Below are 17,688 nucleotides of genomic sequence, written 5' to 3'. Positions count from 1 at the left end.
GAGTTACTTCTCGATCAGGCTACCGGCACCACGGTCGTGCAGGTTCACCGCTTCGGCTTCGCGTGCCTTGGCCAAATCGGCTTCCCTCTGCGCCTTCATGGTGGCGCGCAGCACGCCGCGGCCAACCGAGGTGACACCCGTCTGCGAACCGGACCGCTGAAAAGCGTTGTCGCGTTGCGCGCGCACCAGCGAGTTCTCCAGCACGATGGCGCCGGTGCTGGAGCGATCTTCAGCAGGAGGCGGGCCGACGTCGGTTATCACAGGGGCTGTCTGGGCAAACACGCTGCCCGTCCCCACCGCCGCCGCGAGTGCAGCGGTCCGCATCAGGTTGGGGTACTTCATGGGCTGCTCCTTCGCAGGTTCAACTTCCATGGTGGCACCTGCCCGGCCATTGCCTGTCGCTAATCCTGCGCATCTGTCGTAGGAATGCTCCCACGGCTTCGCACCTTTACACATCAGCTACGCCCGCGCAATTGGCGGGACACATGGCGCTTCCACACTTCGCATCAACCTGCAAGGTGCAGGCTTTCTCACCGAAAGGACCTACAGATGAAATTCGCACACAACCTGATCGCCGCAGTGACCCTGGCTACGCTCGGCTTGGCCGCCAGCGCGCAGATGGCGCCGCCCGCTCCGGCTGCTGCGCCCGCGACCACGGCCACCACGGCACGCGAAGGCCATGGCCGGTTCGATCCCGCCAAGATGCAGGAACGCATTGCCAAGCGCATGGCTGCGCTCAAGCAGAAGCTGCAACTCAGCAGCGCACAGGAAGGCAGCTGGACCGCTTACGTCGCCGCTATCACGCCCACGCGCATGCAACGGCCCGATCGCGCGGAGTTCGCCAAGCTCAGCACGCCCGAGCGCATCGACCGCATGAAGACTTTGCGCACTGCGCGCATGGCCGAGATGGACAAGCGCGGCGACGCGACGAAGACCTTCTACGCCACGCTGTCGGCAGAGCAGAAGAAGGTGTTCGACGCTGAAACCGCGCGGCGTGGCCACCATGGCCATGGCGGCCACCACCACAGGGGCTAATTACGCCTCTGCGAAGTTACTGCGGGGTGCCGCCCTGGAACACGGACGGCGTGCCCGCAGGCGCCGTGGCCGGCGTGCCGACCGGAACACCGTAGCGGGTATTGCCCATCGACTGGCCGGCCCGCGCCGCGTCAACCTGGGCGCGGTTCATGCCGATCTCGGCCTTCACTTCGGCCCGGCTCTTGCCCACCATGGGGCTGGCAGGATCGGCATTGGGCTTGCCCTGCACGCTGGTGCTGGCCTCGCCGGCCTTGGGTGGAACGCTCGAGGTCGCCGATGCGCCGCTCATGCCATGCGCATCCTGGCGAATGGCGTCCTTCGTGGAAATGGGTACCTCGGTGGCGGGCGAATTGGTCGTCGCAGCATTCGGTGCGCCCATCGTCTGGGTGCTGGCTTCGCCGGCCTTGGGAGGCAGGTCGGAGCTGCCGGCCGCTGGGGTGCTTTGGGCCTGGACGCCGGCGGTGGCCAGCAGGCCTGCCAGCAACACGGAAAGGTAGGCGTTGGACTTGTTCATATTGATTCCTTTGCTTGAAGCTGAGTCATACAGCCCCCGGTGCGGGGGCGTGCGATGCACCTTAGGATGGGCATGAGCGCCCACTTGCGGGACAGTCGCGACGGCGCCTGTAGGACATCGGGCTCCTGCCGCCGCCCATCTGGGCCCTCAGAACAGGGCCGCGTAGCGTAGCTGGAGGAAGTTCTCGCCGGGGTTGGGCTTCTTGATATCGGCGTTGGAAATATGCGCGATGCGCAGGCTCAGCTCTTGCCGGCGCTGGGCACCGAAGCTGCGCCCCACACCGGCCACATCCACGAAATTGAAGCGCGTGCTGAATTGCTTGTCCGAGGTGCGGTAGATCCGATCCATCACCGAGATGCCGATGCCCGCCTCCAGGAACCAGTCCGAGCGTCCCTGCGCGAAGCGATAACGCAGCAGCGGCACCAGCCCCAGCTGCGTGAACGACACGCGATCGCCGACACCACGGCCGCTCCAATGGCTCGCATAGGCCTCGGTGATCGCCGTCAACTCGCCGCCCAACGCCTCGTACCGCCATGACCAGGGCCAGATGAGGCCGGCGGTGGCGCTGTAGGTGTCGTGGTCGGCGATCCCGCCTTGCACGAATGCCCCGCGCGGCACCAGCTCGATGGCATGCGTGCTGAGGGGCAGCGCGCAAGCCCACGCCAGCACCAGGAGGGGTCGGATATTCATGGGGTTGAGTGTCGCCAAAACTGGCGCCGTGTCGCGTCAGGCGTCACCTGCTTGGTAGCAGGGCCGGGTCCTACAAAGTCACCTGGGCGTCAGCCCGTCAGTCACCTTGGCAACCTTCGCGCGGCACCAAGCTTTCTAAGCTGGTGGCTGCGCAAACAGAAGCGAAAGGAAAGACCATGACTACCACCACGCCCACCTCACTGGCTCGGCTGCAGCAACTGGTGCTGGCCATGCCGATGGCGCAGACCTTGGGCCTGCGCTTCACGCGGCTCGAGCCCGGCCGAGCAGAGCTCGAGATTCCGGTGGCCGAGCCTTTCACCTTCAAGCCCGGGCAACTGCAGGCCACACCCGTGTTTGCCATCGCGGACTTCGCAGCCGTGTCGGCGGCGGGCTCGCTGCTGCCGCCCGGCTGGGTCAACGCCACCATCGACGCAACCATCAAGCTCGTGGGACCAGCGCGCGGCCGTGCATTGCGCGCCCGAGGTCGAGTGATCGATGCCGGCAAGCTGCTCACCGTGTGTGCGGCCGAGGTCTATGCGGTGAGCGACGACGGACAGGAGAGCTTGTGCGCCACGCTGCTTGGCACCGCACGCAACATCGACGCCAATGCGCGGCGCGTGACGTAGCGACAAGAAGACTGCCTGCCGTCCTACACCTCTTGCAAAAGCCCGGCAGTACAAGAAAAGTCTCCCTTATCGCGAGACAATTTGATGACCGACACCGTGGCCACCGCCCCGCCGTTGACCGTGATGACGGTCAACATCCACAAGGGCTTCACCTCCTTCAATCGCAAGTTCATCCTGCCTGAACTGCGCGATGCAGTGCGCAAGGTCGGCGCCGACGTGGTGTTCCTGCAGGAGGTGCAAGGCACGCACGAAGAACATGGCAAGAAGGTCAACGGCTGGCCCGAAGCGCCGCACTACGAATTTCTGGCGGACAGCATCTGGCCGCAGTTTGCTTACGGCCGCAACATGGTCTATCCCAAAGGCCACCACGGCAACGCCGTGATGTCCAAGTTCCCCATCGTCCACTACCAGAACCACGACGTGTCGGTGGCCGGACCGGAGAAGCGTGGCCTGCTGCATTGCGTCTTGCGCGTGCCTGGCCAGCCCCAGGACGTGCATGTTATCTGCGTGCACCTGGGCCTGGCGGAGAACCACCGCCAGCAGCAGCTGGACCTGCTGTGCCAGATGGTGCGCGGCGAAGTCCCCGACAACGCGCCGCTGATCGTGGCCGGCGACTTCAACGACTGGCGCCGCCGCGCCAATGCCGTGTTGGAGCGCGAGATCGGCCTGCGCGAAGTGTTCGTCACGGCTTACGGCGAATCGGCCAAGACCTTTCCCGCGCGCTTTCCGCTGCTGTCGCTGGATCGCATCTACGTGCGCAACGCCTCGGTCCATCTGCCGGTGGTGTTGCCGCGCAGGCCCTGGTCCCACCTGTCCGATCACGCCCCGCTGGCCGCGGAAATCCATCTCTAGGAAGAACTCATGCACTCCAGATGGATAGAAGGCAACGACATACGCCTTCTCGAAAACGGCGAGGAGTTCTTCCCGCGCGTATTCGCCTGCATCGCCAACGCCAGTAAGGAGGTGGTGCTGGAAACCTTCATCTTGTTCGAGGACAAGGTCGGCCTGCAGCTGCACCAGGTCCTGATCGCGGCCGCGCGGCGCGGCGTGCAGATCGACCTGACCATCGACGGCTTCGGCTCGCCCGACCTGTCGGACGACTTCATCGGCTCGCTCATCGACGTTGGCGTGCGTATCCATGTGTTCGATCCCGTCAAGCGCCTGCTGGGCTGGCGCGTCAACGTGCTGCGGCGCATGCACCGCAAGATCGTCGTGATCGACGGCGAGGTCGCCTTCGTCGGCGGCATCAACTACTCGGCCGACCATCTGGCCGACTTCGGGCCCGCGGCCAAGCAGGACTATTCGGTGGAGATCCACGGCCCGCTGGTGGCCGAGATCCACCGCTTCACGCACATGGCGCTGGCCCAGGGCCATCGCTACCAGCGCCCGCGCCAGTGGTGGCGCAACCGCAGCAGCGTGCGCAACAACGTGCAGGGCCAGCCGCATGTCGGCACCGCCGCCGCGACGCTGGTGATCCGCGACAACGGCCACCACCAGGGCGATATCGAGAAGCATTACCGCATCGCCATTCGCGCGGCGCGCAAGCGCGTGATCATCGCCAACGCCTATTTCTTTCCGGGCTACCGCTTCATGCGGGAGCTGCGGCGCGCCGCCCGCCGGGGCGTCGATGTGCGCCTGATCCTGCAGGGCGAGCCTGACATGCCCATCGTGAAGATCGCCGCCTCCATGCTCTACCGGACGTTGCTGGGCGCGGGCGTGCGCATCTACGAATACTGCGAGCGGCCACTGCATGGCAAGGTCGCCCTGATGGACGACGAGTGGGCCACCGTGGGATCCAGCAACCTCGACCCGCTGAGCCTGTCGCTCAATCTCGAGGCCAACGTCATCATCCGCGACCGCGGCTTCAACCAGCACCTGCAGGAGCGGCTGGAGCACCTCATGCGCCACAACTGCAAGCAGGTGCAGCGCGAAGATCTCGGCAGCTTGCACGGCCTGGAATTGGTACGCAGCTTCGTGGCTTATCACTTCACCCGGCGCTATCCCGCCTGGGCGTCCTGGCTGCCGCGCCATGTGCCGCGCTTGTTGCCGGCGCTCACCGACCGGCTGCGGCCCGTGCTCAACCACGGCGGCAAGGAGTGAGGCATGGGATCGCGCACCTTGCCCCGCAACGCGATGGCCGGCGAACCCAGCGAACGGCAGGCCCGGCCCTGGTGGCCGTGGACGCGCCGGCTGCTGACGCTGCTGTTCTTCGTTGCGGTGCTGGCTCTGCTGGTGCGTTTCGCACGCAACGTGGATTGGGACGACGTGTTCCAGTCGGTGCGCGACACGCCGCGCCCCGCCCTGCTGGCCGCCATCGGCTTCGCCATGGCCAGCCACCTCCTGTACAGCTGCTTCGACCTGATCGGGCGGCGCTACACCGGGCACGAGCTGGCCACGCGCAAGGTCATGACCGTCAACTTCATCAGCTACGCCTTCAACCTGAACCTGGGCACGCTGGTGGGCGGCGTGGCCTTCCGCTACCGCCTGTATTCGCGGCTGGGCCTCGACTACGGCGAGATCACCCGCATCGTGTCGGTGAGCATGCTCACCAACTGGATCGGCTACCTGCTGCTCGGCGGCTTGCTGTTCCTGCTGACTCCGCTGCAACTGCCGCCGAGCTGGAAGATGGGCAATCACGGCCTGCAATGGATCGGCGCGGCCATGGTGCTCGGCGCCATCGCGTACTTCGTGGCCTGCCTGCGGGCGGGCAATCGGGTCTGGACGGTGCGCGGGCACGAGATCTTCCTGCCCCAGTGGCGCATGGCCGGCCTGCAGCTGGCCATCTCGTGCCTCAACTGGAGCCTGATGGGCGGCGCAGTCTTCATGCTGCTGCAGCGCCAGGTTCCCTACACCGACGTGCTCACGGTCCTGCTGATCGGTGCGATCGCGGGTGTTCTTGCCCACGTGCCCGCGGGGCTGGGCGTTTTCGAGTTCATCTTCGTGGCCTTGCTGTCCCACCAGGTTTCCGAGGGCCGCTTGATCGGCGCGCTGCTGGGCTACCGAGCCATCTACTACATCGTTCCGCTCATGGTGGCGGCTGTGCTCTACCTGGTGATGGAACTTCATGCCAGGAAGCTGAGTCGCCTCAATGCTGAAGGAGTTCCGTGATGGAAGCGCTGCTGGCCAGTGAAACCGACCTCGCGGGCTTCCGCGAGGAGGCCCGCGCGCTGCTGGCCCACCAGGTGCCGCCGGAGAGCGTGCACTGGCAGACCGCCCAGGCCCAGAACAGCGATCAGTTCACCGACCCGGTGGCGGCCCTGGAAAACCGCGGCCGCGGCATTCCCAAGGCGGCATCAGCCATCGTGCCGGCCTCGTTCCTGCGCCTGTGCGAGGTGGTGGTGCTGCACAACGACCCCATCCGCTTCGACCTGCTGTACCGGCTGCTGTGGCGGCTGGTGCATGAACCCGGGCTGCGCAACGACCCGATCGACCCCGACATGCTGCATGCCCACCAGATGGGCCAGGCCGTGCGCCGCGACCTGCACAAGATGAAAGCCTTCCTGCGCTTCCGTCCGGTGCACGATGGCGGCACCGAGCCGATCCAGGTTGCCTGGTTCGAGCCGGCCCATCACATCGTCGAGGCCGTCGCGCCCTGGTTCGCCAAACGCTCGCCGCTGATGCGCTGGGCCATCCTCACGCCCGATCGCAGCGCCGAGTGCGACGGCAAGCAGCTGCACTTCGCGTCGGGCCTGCCACGCGCCGAGGCGCCCGCGCCCGAAGCCGACGAGGAAATCTGGCGGGCCTGCTACTACAAGGTGTTCGGCACCCGGGCGATCGCCGCAACGCAGGAGGATGGAGCCATGGATGCCGGATCGAGTCCGGCATGACAAGCCCCGTTAGACGAACACGCCGTCTTGATACGCCGCGCCGAAGTACACATTCACGCTGGCGATGCGGTCGCCGATGAAGGTCATGAACTCGGTGTTGCGGAAGGTCTTGCCGCCTTCGGTGGCGCACAGGTAGGTCACGAAGGCCTGCTGGCCATCGACCACGATGTTCTCGATCTTCTGGTCGCGGCTGGCATCGCGGTTGGGCCAGCAACGCTCGAAGTAGGTCGCTTTGTCGATGCCGTCGTCGTTGGGGCTGGTGAATTTGAAACCATCAGCCAGCAGCGTTTCCGCCATTTCGCGGTTCTCGCTCTCGTAGGCGCCGAAGTAGGCGCGCACGACGTTCGTCAGTTTGGTATCTTGCATGGGAGATTTTACCGCCTTCAGTTGCCGGCCTTGCTTTGGGCATCGATGTCCCCTACACCGGTGCGTGAACGCTTCACGACCCGTTTGACGGCGCGCTTGCCCTTGGTCACCGCACTGCGTTCGTCCTTGGCCAGGCTCTGGTCGCGCGCGGGCTTGATATCGCGCTGAAGCAGATCGGCGCTGCTTTCCACCGCAATACCGCCTTGCGGCGGTCCTGCCATGGCGCCTTGGCCCGCTTGCGCGCCAGCCATCGACGGCCGCCCTTCGAAGGCTGCAGCTGCGCCCGTGCTCTGGCCATGGGCCACGGACAGCGTCAGCAACAAGGCTGCGAGGACCACGGCCACCGCGATCCAGTGGTGCGGACTGTGATTGAACTTCATGGCGAACTCCTGTGAAGCGTTGCCTTATTCAGTGTGCGGCGACGCCCCAAAGGGGAGCAGGTGCATTTGGCAACAGATTCTGTAGGACAGCTCTGTCGCCCGACTGCTAAGATTCGCCGCTTTTTGGCTCAGCTTAGAAAAGTTTTTCCTTCAATGACTGTTGCCCTCGCAGGACGCGCTCCTGCCACGTTCGAAATCAAAAGTGCGAACCTGCCCCTGGTCTCGCTGCTGCTGAAATCGGCCGATCTGCGCGCGCTGTCCGCGGAGCTGCAGGCCCGCTTCGGCGACATCCCGGATTTCTTCGACAACGACCCGCTGGTGCTGGACCTCTCGCCATTGCAAGCCGAGGCCGACGCGGCCATCGACTTTGGCGCCTTGCTGCCCATGCTGCGCGGCTATCGCGTGCTGCCGGTGGCGGCGCGCGGCGGCAACGCTGCGCAGATGGCGGCGGCGTTGGCGGCGGGCCTGGCGGCAGCGCCGGAGGCCGTGGTTGCACCCAAGCGTAACGAGAAGGCGTGGATTGCGGATCAAGTCCGCAATGACAAGCCTGCGGCTCCTCCCGCGCCCGGGGCTGAAACACTGGCCACGGCCCTGGTCATCGACCGGCCGCTGCGATCGGGCCAGCAGATCTACGCGCGCGGCCGCGACCTGGTCGTGCTGAGCATGGTCAACCCCGGCGCCGAAGTCATCGCCGACGGCCATATCCACGTTTACGCACCGCTGCGCGGCAAGGCCATTGCCGGCGCGCGCGGCAACACCGAGGCGCGGATCATTTCCCTGTGCCTGGAACCCGAACTCATTTCCATCGCCGGGGTGTACCGCACCAGCGAAGTGCCCCTGCCCGCCGACGTCCTGTCCAAGCCCACCCAGGTGCGGCTGGTCGGCGGCGCCGAGGGCAAGCTGGTGATGGACCCTCTCAAGTAATCAACAAGGATCAACCCATGGCAAGAATCATCGTCGTCACTTCCGGCAAGGGCGGTGTGGGCAAGACCACCACCAGCGCCAGCTTCGCCTCCGGCCTGGCCCTGGCCGGCCACAAGACCGCCGTGATCGACTTCGACGTCGGCCTGCGCAACCTCGACCTCATCATGGGCTGCGAGCGCCGGGTGGTGTACGACTTGATCAACGTGATCCAGGGCGAGGCCAATCTCAACCAGGCCTTGATCAAGGACAAGCAGTGCGACAACCTGTTCGTGCTGGCCGCCTCGCAGACCCGCGACAAGGAAGCGCTGTCCAAGGACGGCGTGGAGAAGGTGCTGAAGGACCTTTCCGGGATGGGCTTCGAATACATCGTCTGCGATTCGCCCGCGGGCATCGAGACCGGCGCCCTGATGGCCATGCACTTCGCCGACGAGGCCCTGGTCGTCACCAACCCCGAGGTCTCCTCGGTGCGCGACTCCGACCGCATCCTGGGCATGCTGGCCAGCAAGACCAAGCGCGCCATCGACGGCAAGGAAGCCGTGAAGGAGCATCTGCTCATCACCCGCTACAACCCCAACCGCGTGGACCAGGGCCAGATGCTGTCGCTGGAAGACATCCAGGACATCCTGCGCATCAAGCTGATCGGCGTCATCCCCGAGAGCGAGTCGGTGCTGCAGGCCTCCAACCAGGGCACGCCTGCCGTCCACATGAAGGGCAGCGACGTTTCCGAGGCCTACAAGGACGTGATCGACCGCTTCCTGGGCCAGGACAAGCCGATGCGCTTCGTCGATGCCCAGAAGAACGGCTTCCTGAAGCGCCTGTTCGGAGGCAAGTGACGCAATGGGAACCTTCCTATCCTTTCTGCTGGGCGAAAAGAAGAAGACTGCCACCGTCGCCAAGGAGCGGCTGCAGATCATCCTGGCCCACGAGCGCAGCGGCCGCAACGCCGCCCAGCCCGACTACCTGCCGGCCCTGCAGCGCGAGCTGGTGGCCGTGATTTCCAAGTACATCAAGATCGGCCCGCAGGACATCAAGGTCAACGTCGATCGCCAGGACAACCTGGAAGTGCTGGAGGTCAAGATCGAGCTGCCAGACCATAAGTGAGTCCCCGCACTTGACAGGAAACCGGCCTCCGAAGATAAACGGAGGATGGCCGACTCCATCATCGTGCGCGTCACCCACCGTTACAACGTCCCGGCCGAGAAGGTCTTCGACGCCTGGATGACGCCCGCTCAGGCCGGGCGCTTCCTGTTTGCCACCCGCACCGGCAACATCCTCCATTGCGAGATCGACCCGCAGATAGGCGGCCATTTCACCGTGACCGACCGCAGGCCCGACGCAGACGGCTACGAAAGTTTCTTCGACGCCCAGCATCGCGGCACCTACGTGGAGATCAGCCGCCCGCACCGCCTGGTGTTCGACTACAGCGTCGAGCCCTTTTTCGACCAGACCACGCGGGTGACCATCGACGTCGTGCCCATGGGCCCGCACATCAGCGAACTGGTCCTCACCCACGACCTGGGCGACAACGACGACGCCCGCGCCAACGAGGCGCGCACCCGCCAGGGCTGGACCAGCATGCTCCAGCAGCTCGATAAGGTGCTCACGGCCCGCAGCTGGGGCCTAGGGTTCAAGACGCCAGGAAACGCCTGACCTCGTCCACGGTACGGGACGGGTCTTCCTCGTGGGGCACATGCCCCAGATCCTCGAACACCACCAGCCGGGCGCCGGCGATGTCGCGCACGAAGCGCTGGCCGAACTCCAGCGGCATCAAGCGGTCCTTGCCGCCCCACAGCACCAGCGTGGGCGCCTGGATCTGCTTGAGCAGCCCCACGTTGCCGGTGTAGCCCTGTTCGATGCGCCGGCTCAGCGCCTTGCGGTTGCCCCGGCGCAGCGTCATGTCCGAATACAGGTCCACCAGTTCCGGCGTCACCTTGGAGGGATCGCCATAGACACTGCGCAGGGTGCTTTCGACCACGCCGCGCGGCAGCGTGTACCGCGAAAGCAACCGCAGCCCCGGCGTGGCGGCGATGCGAAAGCCCAGGGGAATCGACTGGGGCGTGGTCATTGATTCGGGCGGATAGCCGCTGGCATCGACCAGGATCAGGCGATCGACGCGATCCGGCATGGCCGCCGCCGCCGACCAGGCAATCTGCCCACCGAGCGAATTGCCGGCCAGCACGAAGCGCTGCACGCCCAGCTTGTCCATGACCGCGCGCACGAACTGCACATAGGCCTCGGTGGAGTAGTCGTTCTCGGGGTTGGGGCCGGTCAAGCCGAAGCCGGGCAGGTCGAACCGGATCACGCGGCGCTTGTCGCGCAGGGCCTGGGTCCAGCCCTCCCAGGTGTGCAGGCTGGCCGAGGTGCCATGCAGCAGCACGATGGGCACCGGATCGTTGTGCGGGCCCTCGTCGCGCAGGTGCACGTTCAGGCCGTTCACTTCCAGGAAGCGCGATGGCGGCCGGGCCCAGCGCGGTTTGAGTTGATCGACAGGCTGGTCGGGCGCCCAGGTGGCGACAACGGCGATGGAGCCGAAGAACAGCACGCCGGCCAGCACGAGGAGCAGGGCACGAACCAGCAGTTTCACGAGTGCCGTTTGGCGGCTAGCCAAGTTTCCAAGCCAACCTGCAGCGCAGGCAGGTCCTCGGATATCGATTTGTAAAGCACTTCGTGATCGACCTGCTCATACCCATGCGCAAGGATGTTCCTCAACCCGATGATCTGGGTCCATGGGATATCTGGCATCTGCGCGGACTCGGTCGGATCAATGCGCTTGGCCGCTTCCCCAACATTGATGAAAAGTCTTTCGACCGCAAGGCATAAGACCCGGTCCGCCACGAACTCGTCGAGGGCCTTGCCATGAACGACCTCACGGAGCTCCCGGACGAACTGCAACATGTCTGCAAGGTAGGCCGGCGTGCGATCCATTGCGCTATTGGAACAAGGGCCGGAGCTGCGGCTCAATCTGTTCCCGCCGGAAAGGGTTGCGCAGTATCGACGGGAATGCCAGATCAACTCTCCGACCATCGAACGCGCTCGACAGCTCCTCTTGCATCGCCACCAAGCCAAACCCACTTGGCGCCTCACCAGGGATGAATTCCACGAGGAGGTCGACGTCACTGTCGGGGCGCTCGTTGCCCACGGCCGCCGAGCCAAAAAGACTCATCCGCCGCACGTGATAGCGGGTGCAAATCTCCGCAATGCGGTTGTGTTGGGCGGGCGCGATGTCCATTTGTCAATTATGCAGGGGTTCCGCTGCACGGATCACTCTCACGTCCCTGCGAGATTTTCTGCGAGATGCGAGACGCGGCCAAGTCTTTGTTCCACCAGTGGAATAAGCAGCGGTGCGGCAACTTTCTGCGAGATTCATTGCGCCTTTTCTGAGGCGCCGTACTCCTGCCGTTGTTTCCATTTCCGAAACAGCGTGTCCACGAATCCGCTTCTTGTGCCTGAGGTTATCCCGCCCATCTGCTATTCACCACTAACCACACCCAGAAGGGAAGACACCATGAACCGCAACATCGCCTCCGTACTCGCTATCACCGCTGCAGTCTTCGCCGGCAACGCACTCGCCGACGACATCACCATCGACAACACGCCCTTCGTCGGCGGCAAGACCCGCGCTGAAGTGCAGGTCGAACTGGCGCAATTCAAGCGCGCCGGCACCAGCCCCTGGTCCACCCAGTACAACCCGCTGGCCAAATTCAAGAGCACCAAGTCGCGCGCCGACGTAGTGGCCGAATACACCGCAGCCCGCGACGAAGTGGCAGCGCTCAACGGTGAAGACAGCGGCTCGGCCTACCTGGCCCAGTTCGCCGGCCGCCAAGTGAGCCCGACCACCACGCTGGCCGGTCAACCGCACACTGCCCAGTAAGCTCCGAGTAAGCCCCGAGCTCTTCCAGCTATAGCAAAGCCGCCCCTGTGGGCGGCTTTTTTGCGTCCATACAACAAAGTAGTAACAACGGGCCTGGCAGGGGCCTTTTTGTCATCCTGCCGACAGTTTCGGCCTCACGCGGCGCGCACAATCCCCGTCCAGCATCACGACAAAAATGCAGCAGGCAGGGAGCCAGTCATCACCACCACCGGAGTGACATGCAATACGTTCAAGATTCGTTTGATGCAGGAACCGTAGTCGCCGCTTGCCTGAGCCCAGGCATCCTGGGCCAGCTCGAGCCGGTGTTGCGCCGCTTGCTGGCGGGGCAACAGCTGTTCGTGAAACAGCTGGACGGCACGTACAAGCCCAAGGGCTGCGCCCTGGGCCTGGCGCGCTCGTTCGAATTTTCAGACCTGCACGCGCCCGCGCCCAGAAGCCAGGGCTGACGCGCTTAGTGGCCGATGCCGGCGGCGCCGCGGCGCGCCTGGTTCTGGTTGTCACCGCCGATATTTGATTCACGATCGTGCCGGCTCTTCGGCGTACGCTTGCCCTCGTTCTTCTGCGTGGGCTTCTGTTCTCCCACCTTGTTGAAATCGTTCTCGACCTTGCCGCTCTGCGGCGCTTGCTTGTCTTGCGGGTTCTGACTCTTCGGCATGCTGGGACTCCTTGAAAGTTAAGGGATAGCTCATTTGGCGGTGGCCATTGCGGCCGCACTGTCGGACAGCTTCGCCTATCGCCCTACTCTTTCCCCGGCTCAACCATCAGCATCGCCTCGATCTTGTTGCCATCGAGATCGCGCACGAACGCCGCGTAGTAATGCTTGTCGTACTCGGGTCTGGCGCCCGGCGCGCCATCGTCCTTGCCGCCCAGCTCCAGCGCCTTGGCGTGGAAGGCGTTCACTTCGGCCTTCGAATTGGCCAGGAACGAGATATGCACGCCGTTGCCCACGCTGGCCTTTCCGCCATCCTGTGGGTTCTGGATCCAGAACTCGGGAAACTTGCGCCCGTAGCCCGCTCCGCCGGGGAACTCCATCACGCAGCGGATCTGCAAGGTGGGCAGCAGCGCGTCGTAGAAGGCCTTGGCCCGCCGGAAGTCGTTGGTGCCCAGCGAGACATGCGAGATGACGCTTTCGGGAAGATTGGAGCTGGTCGCCATGATGGGCTGCCTCTCGTAAAAAGATGGGGCCACAAAGATAGTGCAGCAGCCGGCCCAAGCGCAAGCTCGGCGCCAGCCCTGCTGACAAATTCAGGACGCAGCCAGGTGCGCTTCGATCGCCCGCGGCACGGCGTGGCGCGTGCAGGCCTGCAGCTTCATCAGCAGCGCGTGCCGCGGCTCGGGCACGCCGAAGCGAGAACGCAGGTCGGTGCGGATCTGCCCGAGCAACGCCGCCGCCGTTTCGGCATCCGCCATCGCCCGGTGAGCCCGGCCGGACGACGGCAGCGCGTGAAACGACGCCAACGAGCCCAGCTTGTAGTTGGGCGCCTGCGGATAGAGCCGGCGCGACAGCAGCATGGTGCAAGCGAACGGCTCGCTGGCCGGGCGGTCGGCCCGCTCGAGCTCCGCCATCCAGAAGCGCCGGTCGAACGAAGCGTTGTGCGCCACCATCGGCCGCCCGCCGACGAACCGGCTGGCCTCGGCCATCACCGTCTCGGCCTTGGGCGCCGTGGCGATCATGGCGTTGCTGATGCCGGTATAGGCCTCGATGAAGGCCGAGATGCGCACGCCCGCGTTCATCAGGCTCTGAAAGCGATCGACCACCCGATCGCCCTCCACCAGTACCACGGCAATCTCCGTCGCGCGGTCGCCCATCGCCGGCGACAGGCCGGTGGTCTCGAAGTCGATAACGGCGACTGCTGTCAAAACGCGCCTGTCATGGCTGTCATTCCGGGGTTGGCTGTCATTCCGGACTCGATCCGGAATCCATCTTCCGCCTCGCCGCCAACTCCCTGAACCCCGTCGCCACATCCAGCTCCCGCCGGAACTCCCAACCCGGCAACAGCGCGATCACCACCTCGGCCGTGGTGCGCACGATGCAGCCCGGCATGATGTGCCCGCCCTTCACCTCGCCATTGGCATCCGCCACGCTGCCATGCAGGTGTGCGCCGTCGGCACTGAGCGTGCCCGACAGCATCAACAGCTCCAGCGGCCCGTTGATGTCGCTGCCGCCCGGCTTGTCGGCATAGCGCAGCATCGCCTGCGACAGGCTGCCCACGGCCGACACGATGCAGGCCGCCGCGATGCCATGCTCGCGCGACAGCGCGGCGAAGGCCGACTCGAGCGCAGCGCGCAGGTCATCCCCCGGAGAGAGTCTAAGAACGTGCACCTTCATGCCTTCAGTACCCCATCGGCCTCACCCCGATCAGCGGCCCATGCAGCAACAGCGCAAACACCGACCATGCCACCAGCCCGACGGCAATCGCAATCGATGTCCCCACCGCAGTCCCCGGCGGGTACACCGTGCCGGCAATCCGATCACGCTCACGCGCCGCCCGAAAGCTCAGCACTGCCCAGATCAGGAAGGCGCCGAACAGCAGCACCCCGGCCGCGATGCCCGTGGCCAGCAGGTGGGCCAGCGCCCAGACCTTCACCGACAACACCTGCGGATGGTGCAGCCGGGCCTTGAAGGAGTTGTTCGGCACATAGGCCGAGACGAACAGGATGAAGGCGAAGACCGTGAGCAAGGCCGTCACGTGCTTCATCCAGCCCGGCGATGTCCACAGCACCATCGTCTCCTGGCGCGCCAGCTTGTAGCCATAGACGAGCACGATGAAACCGATGATGGAAACCAGGGCGTACAGGCCCTTCCACCGCAATGGCCCGAGCCTGGCGATCATGGAGCCGCGCCAGTCGTCCGCGAAGATGCGGGTGGAGTGGACGCCCAGGAAAAGGACCAGTCCCAGGATCAGCAAGGCCATGCGGCACCCCCAGAGAGTCAAGGTGCAGCGATTATGGCTGCGTCAGGCCTGGCGCGACGGTGCGACGGGACGCCTTCCTACATCCATTCCACCGGCGGCGACCCACACTCACCTCTAGACTGAGCAGCAGCCCGGTCGCTACCCGATCCAGGAGATCACCATGGCTTACGCCATCGCCGCCGATACGCAGATGCCGCCGCATAAGGAAAGGACCGAGCACCAGATGCCCGCGCCGACCCATCGGCCGGCGTCGGGGCGCACCACTGCCCAGGGCCGCAAGGTGGAGAAGCCCAGGGACTGCAGCCCGCCGGGGCCCAGCGGCCAGCCCGGCCAGACGCAGGACGACCGGAAGCACACCAACAAGTAAGCGCGCTGCGGGAACGGCGTCCGCTACAGTTCCCCCATGCACAAGAAAGCGCTGGTCCTTTTCTCGGGCGGGCAAGACTCCGCCACCTGCCTGGCCTGGGCACTGGACCGCTACGAACAGGTAGAGACCATCGGCTTCGACTACGGCCAGCGCCATCGCGTGGAACTCGACTGCCGCCAGACCGTGCTGGACAAGTTGCGCAGCCGCTTCCCGCAATGGGCGCCGCGGCTAGGCCAGGACCACATGCTCGACCTGGGCCTGCTCGGCCAGGTCAGCGACACCGCACTCACCGACGACAAGGCCATCGCCTTCGAAAAGAGCGGCCTGCCCAACACCTTCGTGCCCGGCCGCAACATCATGTTCTTCACCTTCGCCGCGGCCATCGCCTACCGGCGCGGCATCAGCGTGCTGGTGGGCGGCATGTGCGAGACCGACTATTCCGGCTACCCCGATTGCCGCGACGACACCTTGAAGGCGCTGCAGGTCACGCTAGGCCTGGGGCTGGACCAGCGCTTCGTGATCGAGACGCCGTTGATGTGGATCGACAAGAGCCAGACCTGGGAGATGGCGGAGAAGCTGGGTGGGGCTGCGCTGGTGGAGTTGATCCGGCTGGAGACGCACAGCTGCTATCTGGGGGATCACAGCACGCTGCATGCGTGGGGGTATGGGTGTGGGGGGTGTCCGGCTTGTGAGTTGCGAGCCAAAGGCCATGAGAAGTACCGCGCGGGCGTGTGACGCTACTGCGGCGCCGCAATGCCGTCATGCCGGACTTATATGGATGCCTCCCGGATGGCAAGGAGTAGTTGTGTAGAGTTGTGAAGAAGACGGCTGCTGACTTATATCCGGCCTTGTTTGCGTAGCTGGTCCCAGGTTGTCTCCGGGCTGGCTTGCTGGCCCCGATGCGTATTCGCGGGCAAGCGCCTCATCTTGATGGCGGACTTTTCATCCTGTCCGGCATACAGGCTTGGCTTGCCCTGGTCTGACCTTTCTTCACATCACCGCACGACTTGCTGCCTTGCCAGCTTTCAAAGGCTGGCCATTGTTCTTTCGTTCATTGAGCGTGGCTGATCGATCGATTCGCCTACCCCTGGTGGTCGCCCGCCTGGGGCCTGACGCTTTGGTGGTCCCGCTGGTAATCCTGTTGCTTGGCCGTCAGCGCCCAGATGGTGCGCGCCATCTTGGCCGCCTGCGCCACGGTCACCACGTTGGCTGGCCTGCGCTGCGAGAGTTCTTGGAGCCATGGCCCGGGCTGCTTGGCATGTGTGAGCACGCTCCTGGCGCCGTGAATGAGCAAGGTGCGCAAATAGGTGTCGCCGCGTTTTGAGATGTTGCCCAGGCGGACCTTGCCGCCCGTGCCGCGCTGGTTGGGTACCAGCCCGAGCCAGGCGCAGAACTCGCGCCCTGATTTGAAGGCGCTGGCTTCGCCCATCGTGGCAATGGCGGCCGTCGCCGAGAGCACGCCCACGCCAGGAATCTGGGCGATGCGCCGCATTTTCGGGTCGGCTCTGAGGTGCAGCGCCAGGCGCTTGTCGACGCGCGCGATGTCTTCGCCCAGCGCCTTGATGCGCTGCAATTGCTCGCGCAGGCTGTCCGCGACCATCTGCGGCAATTGACCGCTCAAGCGCTCCAGCGCCGGCTCAAGCTCACTGAGCAACGCGCGCTGACCTTTGGCAAAGATGGCCCCGAACTCGTAGAGCAGCCCGCGCAAGGCGCTGCTTTGCATGTTGCGCATCTTCATGAGCAACTCGCGCTGGCGGTGCAGCGTGAGCGTGGCTTGCTGCTCGGCTGTCTTGATGCCCACGAATTTGATGTCGGGTTGCTGCACGGCCAGCCAGATCGCACGCGCGTCCGTCGCATCGGTCTTGTTGCCTGTCACAAAGGGACGCACGATCTTGGCGTGCAGCAGCCGTACGGTGTGACCCAGCGCGCTGAGCTGGCGCGCCCAGTGATGCGCTCCGCCGCACGCCTCCATGGCAACCAGGCAGGCCGGCTTGTTGGCAAAGTGCTGGAGCACCTTGGCACGCTTGAGCTGCACATTCATGATCTCGCCGGTGCACATGTCCACCGTGTGCAGCTGAAACACCTGCTTGGCAATGTCCAGCCCCACGACTTGCAGCCCGTTCATGGTGCCGATGAGTTGTCCTGCCTGCATGCCTGGATTACGATTCATGAC

The 17,688-nt window shown here is 64.9% G+C and carries 28 protein-coding genes; 14 read left to right on the top strand and 14 right to left on the bottom strand.

The window, feature by feature from the left end; genetic code table 11:
• Window positions 1–3 precede the first annotated feature (3 nt).
• Window positions 4–342: a hypothetical protein gene (locus tag HNE04_RS06260; protein WP_172217652.1), complete on the bottom strand. Its 339-nt coding sequence runs from the start codon at window positions 340–342 to the stop codon at window positions 4–6.
• Between the two features lie 207 nt (window positions 343–549).
• Here HNE04_RS06260 and HNE04_RS06255 point away from each other — a divergent pair, with 207 nt between their 5' ends.
• The gene (locus HNE04_RS06255; RefSeq protein WP_172217651.1) at window positions 550–1,035 is read left to right on the top strand and encodes a Spy/CpxP family protein refolding chaperone; all 486 of its coding nucleotides are present in this window, start codon (window positions 550–552) and stop codon (window positions 1,033–1,035) included.
• Window positions 1,036–1,051: 16 nt separating this feature from the next.
• Here HNE04_RS06255 and HNE04_RS06250 read toward each other — a convergent pair whose 3' ends face one another.
• Together HNE04_RS06250 and HNE04_RS06245 are read right to left on the bottom strand one after the other, a co-directional pair.
• Window positions 1,052–1,549 (bottom strand): hypothetical protein, encoded by a 498-nt coding sequence (locus HNE04_RS06250; RefSeq protein WP_172217650.1) that lies wholly within the window; start codon window positions 1,547–1,549, stop codon window positions 1,052–1,054.
• 147 nt (window positions 1,550–1,696) lie between these two features.
• Window positions 1,697–2,239: an acyloxyacyl hydrolase gene (locus HNE04_RS06245; RefSeq protein WP_172217649.1), complete on the bottom strand. Its 543-nt coding sequence runs from the start codon at window positions 2,237–2,239 to the stop codon at window positions 1,697–1,699.
• A gap of 176 nt (window positions 2,240–2,415) precedes the next feature.
• On the opposite strand from HNE04_RS06245, the gene HNE04_RS06240 reads away from it, so the two are divergent.
• The 5 genes from HNE04_RS06240 (at window position 2,416) to HNE04_RS06220 (ending at window position 6,692) form a co-directional block, all read left to right on the top strand.
• A complete protein-coding gene (locus HNE04_RS06240) occupies window positions 2,416–2,865 on the top strand; it encodes a PaaI family thioesterase (RefSeq protein ID WP_172217648.1) in 450 nt (149 codons plus the stop codon).
• A gap of 84 nt (window positions 2,866–2,949) precedes the next feature.
• Entirely contained in the window at window positions 2,950–3,717 is a 768-nt protein-coding gene (locus HNE04_RS06235) for an endonuclease/exonuclease/phosphatase family protein (protein WP_172217647.1), read from the top strand.
• 9 nt (window positions 3,718–3,726) lie between these two features.
• Complete coding sequence (gene clsB / locus HNE04_RS06230) at window positions 3,727–4,965, top strand: cardiolipin synthase ClsB (protein ID WP_172217646.1); 1,239 nt, start codon at window positions 3,727–3,729, stop codon at window positions 4,963–4,965.
• 3 nt (window positions 4,966–4,968) lie between these two features.
• A complete protein-coding gene (locus HNE04_RS06225; protein WP_235964819.1) occupies window positions 4,969–5,973 on the top strand; it encodes a lysylphosphatidylglycerol synthase domain-containing protein in 1,005 nt (334 codons plus the stop codon).
• Window positions 5,973–6,692 carry a TIGR03915 family putative DNA repair protein gene (locus HNE04_RS06220; protein ID WP_172217645.1) on the top strand — a complete coding sequence of 240 codons (720 nt, stop codon included), beginning with the start codon at window positions 5,973–5,975 and terminating at the stop codon, window positions 6,690–6,692. Before HNE04_RS06225 ends, HNE04_RS06220 begins: the two co-directional genes overlap by 1 nt.
• Before the next feature lie 9 nt (window positions 6,693–6,701).
• On the opposite strand, the gene HNE04_RS06215 is transcribed toward HNE04_RS06220, so the two are convergent.
• Together HNE04_RS06215 and HNE04_RS06210 are read right to left on the bottom strand one after the other, a co-directional pair.
• Entirely contained in the window at window positions 6,702–7,058 is a 357-nt protein-coding gene (locus tag HNE04_RS06215) for a nuclear transport factor 2 family protein (protein WP_172217644.1), read from the bottom strand.
• A 17-nt stretch (window positions 7,059–7,075) separates the two neighbouring features.
• Window positions 7,076–7,438 (bottom strand): hypothetical protein, encoded by a 363-nt coding sequence (locus HNE04_RS06210; protein ID WP_172217643.1) that lies wholly within the window; start codon window positions 7,436–7,438, stop codon window positions 7,076–7,078.
• A gap of 153 nt (window positions 7,439–7,591) precedes the next feature.
• Here HNE04_RS06210 and minC point away from each other — a divergent pair, with 153 nt between their 5' ends.
• Genes minC through HNE04_RS06190 form a run of 4 tightly spaced genes read left to right on the top strand, consistent with a single transcriptional unit; the run spans window position 7,592 to window position 10,012 of the window.
• Window positions 7,592–8,362 (top strand): septum site-determining protein MinC, encoded by a 771-nt coding sequence (gene minC / locus HNE04_RS06205; RefSeq protein ID WP_172217642.1) that lies wholly within the window; start codon window positions 7,592–7,594, stop codon window positions 8,360–8,362.
• A gap of 17 nt (window positions 8,363–8,379) precedes the next feature.
• Window positions 8,380–9,195: a septum site-determining protein MinD gene (gene minD / locus HNE04_RS06200; RefSeq protein WP_172217641.1), complete on the top strand. Its 816-nt coding sequence runs from the start codon at window positions 8,380–8,382 to the stop codon at window positions 9,193–9,195.
• 4 nt (window positions 9,196–9,199) lie between these two features.
• Window positions 9,200–9,463, top strand: a complete 264-nt coding sequence (gene minE / locus HNE04_RS06195; protein ID WP_172217640.1) for a cell division topological specificity factor MinE — start codon at window positions 9,200–9,202, stop codon at window positions 9,461–9,463.
• 45 nt (window positions 9,464–9,508) lie between these two features.
• Complete coding sequence (locus tag HNE04_RS06190; protein WP_172217639.1) at window positions 9,509–10,012, top strand: SRPBCC family protein; 504 nt, start codon at window positions 9,509–9,511, stop codon at window positions 10,010–10,012.
• Here HNE04_RS06190 and HNE04_RS06185 read toward each other — a convergent pair.
• Genes HNE04_RS06185 through HNE04_RS06175 form a run of 3 tightly spaced genes read right to left on the bottom strand, consistent with a single transcriptional unit; the run spans window position 9,990 to window position 11,591 of the window.
• Window positions 9,990–10,946, bottom strand: coding sequence for an alpha/beta fold hydrolase (locus HNE04_RS06185; protein WP_328700269.1), 957 nt, complete (start codon window positions 10,944–10,946; stop codon window positions 9,990–9,992). The two genes, HNE04_RS06190 and HNE04_RS06185, sit on opposite strands and share 23 nt — an antisense overlap.
• Window positions 10,943–11,287: a HepT-like ribonuclease domain-containing protein gene (locus HNE04_RS06180; protein ID WP_172217638.1), complete on the bottom strand. Its 345-nt coding sequence runs from the start codon at window positions 11,285–11,287 to the stop codon at window positions 10,943–10,945. The genes HNE04_RS06185 and HNE04_RS06180 overlap by 4 nt, the downstream gene beginning before the upstream one ends.
• A gap of 4 nt (window positions 11,288–11,291) precedes the next feature.
• Window positions 11,292–11,591, bottom strand: a complete 300-nt coding sequence (locus HNE04_RS06175; RefSeq protein ID WP_172217637.1) for a nucleotidyltransferase family protein — start codon at window positions 11,589–11,591, stop codon at window positions 11,292–11,294.
• A 276-nt stretch (window positions 11,592–11,867) separates the two neighbouring features.
• Here HNE04_RS06175 and HNE04_RS06170 point away from each other — a divergent pair, with 276 nt between their 5' ends.
• Together HNE04_RS06170 and HNE04_RS06165 are read left to right on the top strand one after the other, a co-directional pair.
• Window positions 11,868–12,233 (top strand): DUF4148 domain-containing protein, encoded by a 366-nt coding sequence (locus tag HNE04_RS06170; RefSeq protein ID WP_172217636.1) that lies wholly within the window; start codon window positions 11,868–11,870, stop codon window positions 12,231–12,233.
• A gap of 218 nt (window positions 12,234–12,451) precedes the next feature.
• Entirely contained in the window at window positions 12,452–12,679 is a 228-nt protein-coding gene (locus tag HNE04_RS06165) for a hypothetical protein (protein WP_172217635.1), read from the top strand.
• Window positions 12,680–12,684: 5 nt separating this feature from the next.
• On the opposite strand, the gene HNE04_RS06160 is transcribed toward HNE04_RS06165, so the two are convergent.
• The 5 genes from HNE04_RS06160 to HNE04_RS06140 all read right to left on the bottom strand — a co-directional run bounded on the left by HNE04_RS06160 (window position 12,685) and on the right by HNE04_RS06140 (window position 15,148).
• A complete protein-coding gene (locus HNE04_RS06160; protein ID WP_172217634.1) occupies window positions 12,685–12,888 on the bottom strand; it encodes a hypothetical protein in 204 nt (67 codons plus the stop codon).
• Between the two features lie 83 nt (window positions 12,889–12,971).
• Window positions 12,972–13,388 (bottom strand): VOC family protein, encoded by a 417-nt coding sequence (locus tag HNE04_RS06155; RefSeq protein WP_172217633.1) that lies wholly within the window; start codon window positions 13,386–13,388, stop codon window positions 12,972–12,974.
• 90 nt (window positions 13,389–13,478) lie between these two features.
• A complete protein-coding gene (locus tag HNE04_RS06150) occupies window positions 13,479–14,093 on the bottom strand; it encodes a 3'-5' exonuclease (RefSeq protein ID WP_172217632.1) in 615 nt (204 codons plus the stop codon).
• Window positions 14,094–14,130: 37 nt separating this feature from the next.
• Window positions 14,131–14,562, bottom strand: coding sequence for a PPC domain-containing DNA-binding protein (locus HNE04_RS06145; RefSeq protein ID WP_172217631.1), 432 nt, complete (start codon window positions 14,560–14,562; stop codon window positions 14,131–14,133).
• Between the two features lie 4 nt (window positions 14,563–14,566).
• Window positions 14,567–15,148 carry an NnrU family protein gene (locus HNE04_RS06140; RefSeq protein WP_172217630.1) on the bottom strand — a complete coding sequence of 194 codons (582 nt, stop codon included), beginning with the start codon at window positions 15,146–15,148 and terminating at the stop codon, window positions 14,567–14,569.
• 160 nt (window positions 15,149–15,308) lie between these two features.
• Between HNE04_RS06140 and HNE04_RS06135 the strand changes: the two genes are divergently transcribed.
• Together HNE04_RS06135 and queC are read left to right on the top strand one after the other, a co-directional pair.
• Window positions 15,309–15,515 carry a hypothetical protein gene (locus HNE04_RS06135; protein WP_172217629.1) on the top strand — a complete coding sequence of 69 codons (207 nt, stop codon included), beginning with the start codon at window positions 15,309–15,311 and terminating at the stop codon, window positions 15,513–15,515.
• Window positions 15,516–15,551: 36 nt separating this feature from the next.
• Entirely contained in the window at window positions 15,552–16,250 is a 699-nt protein-coding gene (queC, locus tag HNE04_RS06130) for a 7-cyano-7-deazaguanine synthase QueC (protein WP_172217628.1), read from the top strand.
• A gap of 346 nt (window positions 16,251–16,596) precedes the next feature.
• On the opposite strand, the gene HNE04_RS06125 is transcribed toward queC, so the two are convergent.
• Complete coding sequence (locus HNE04_RS06125) at window positions 16,597–17,640, bottom strand: IS110 family RNA-guided transposase (protein WP_172217794.1); 1,044 nt, start codon at window positions 17,638–17,640, stop codon at window positions 16,597–16,599.
• Window positions 17,641–17,688: the final 48 nt, after the last annotated feature.

The sequence above is a fragment of the Caenimonas soli genome (assembly GCF_013155545.1).
Lineage (GTDB): Bacteria > Pseudomonadota > Gammaproteobacteria > Burkholderiales > Burkholderiaceae_C > Ramlibacter > Ramlibacter soli.
Note: the sequence above shows the minus strand (reverse complement) of the source record. Positions and strands in the feature narration are given on the sequence as shown.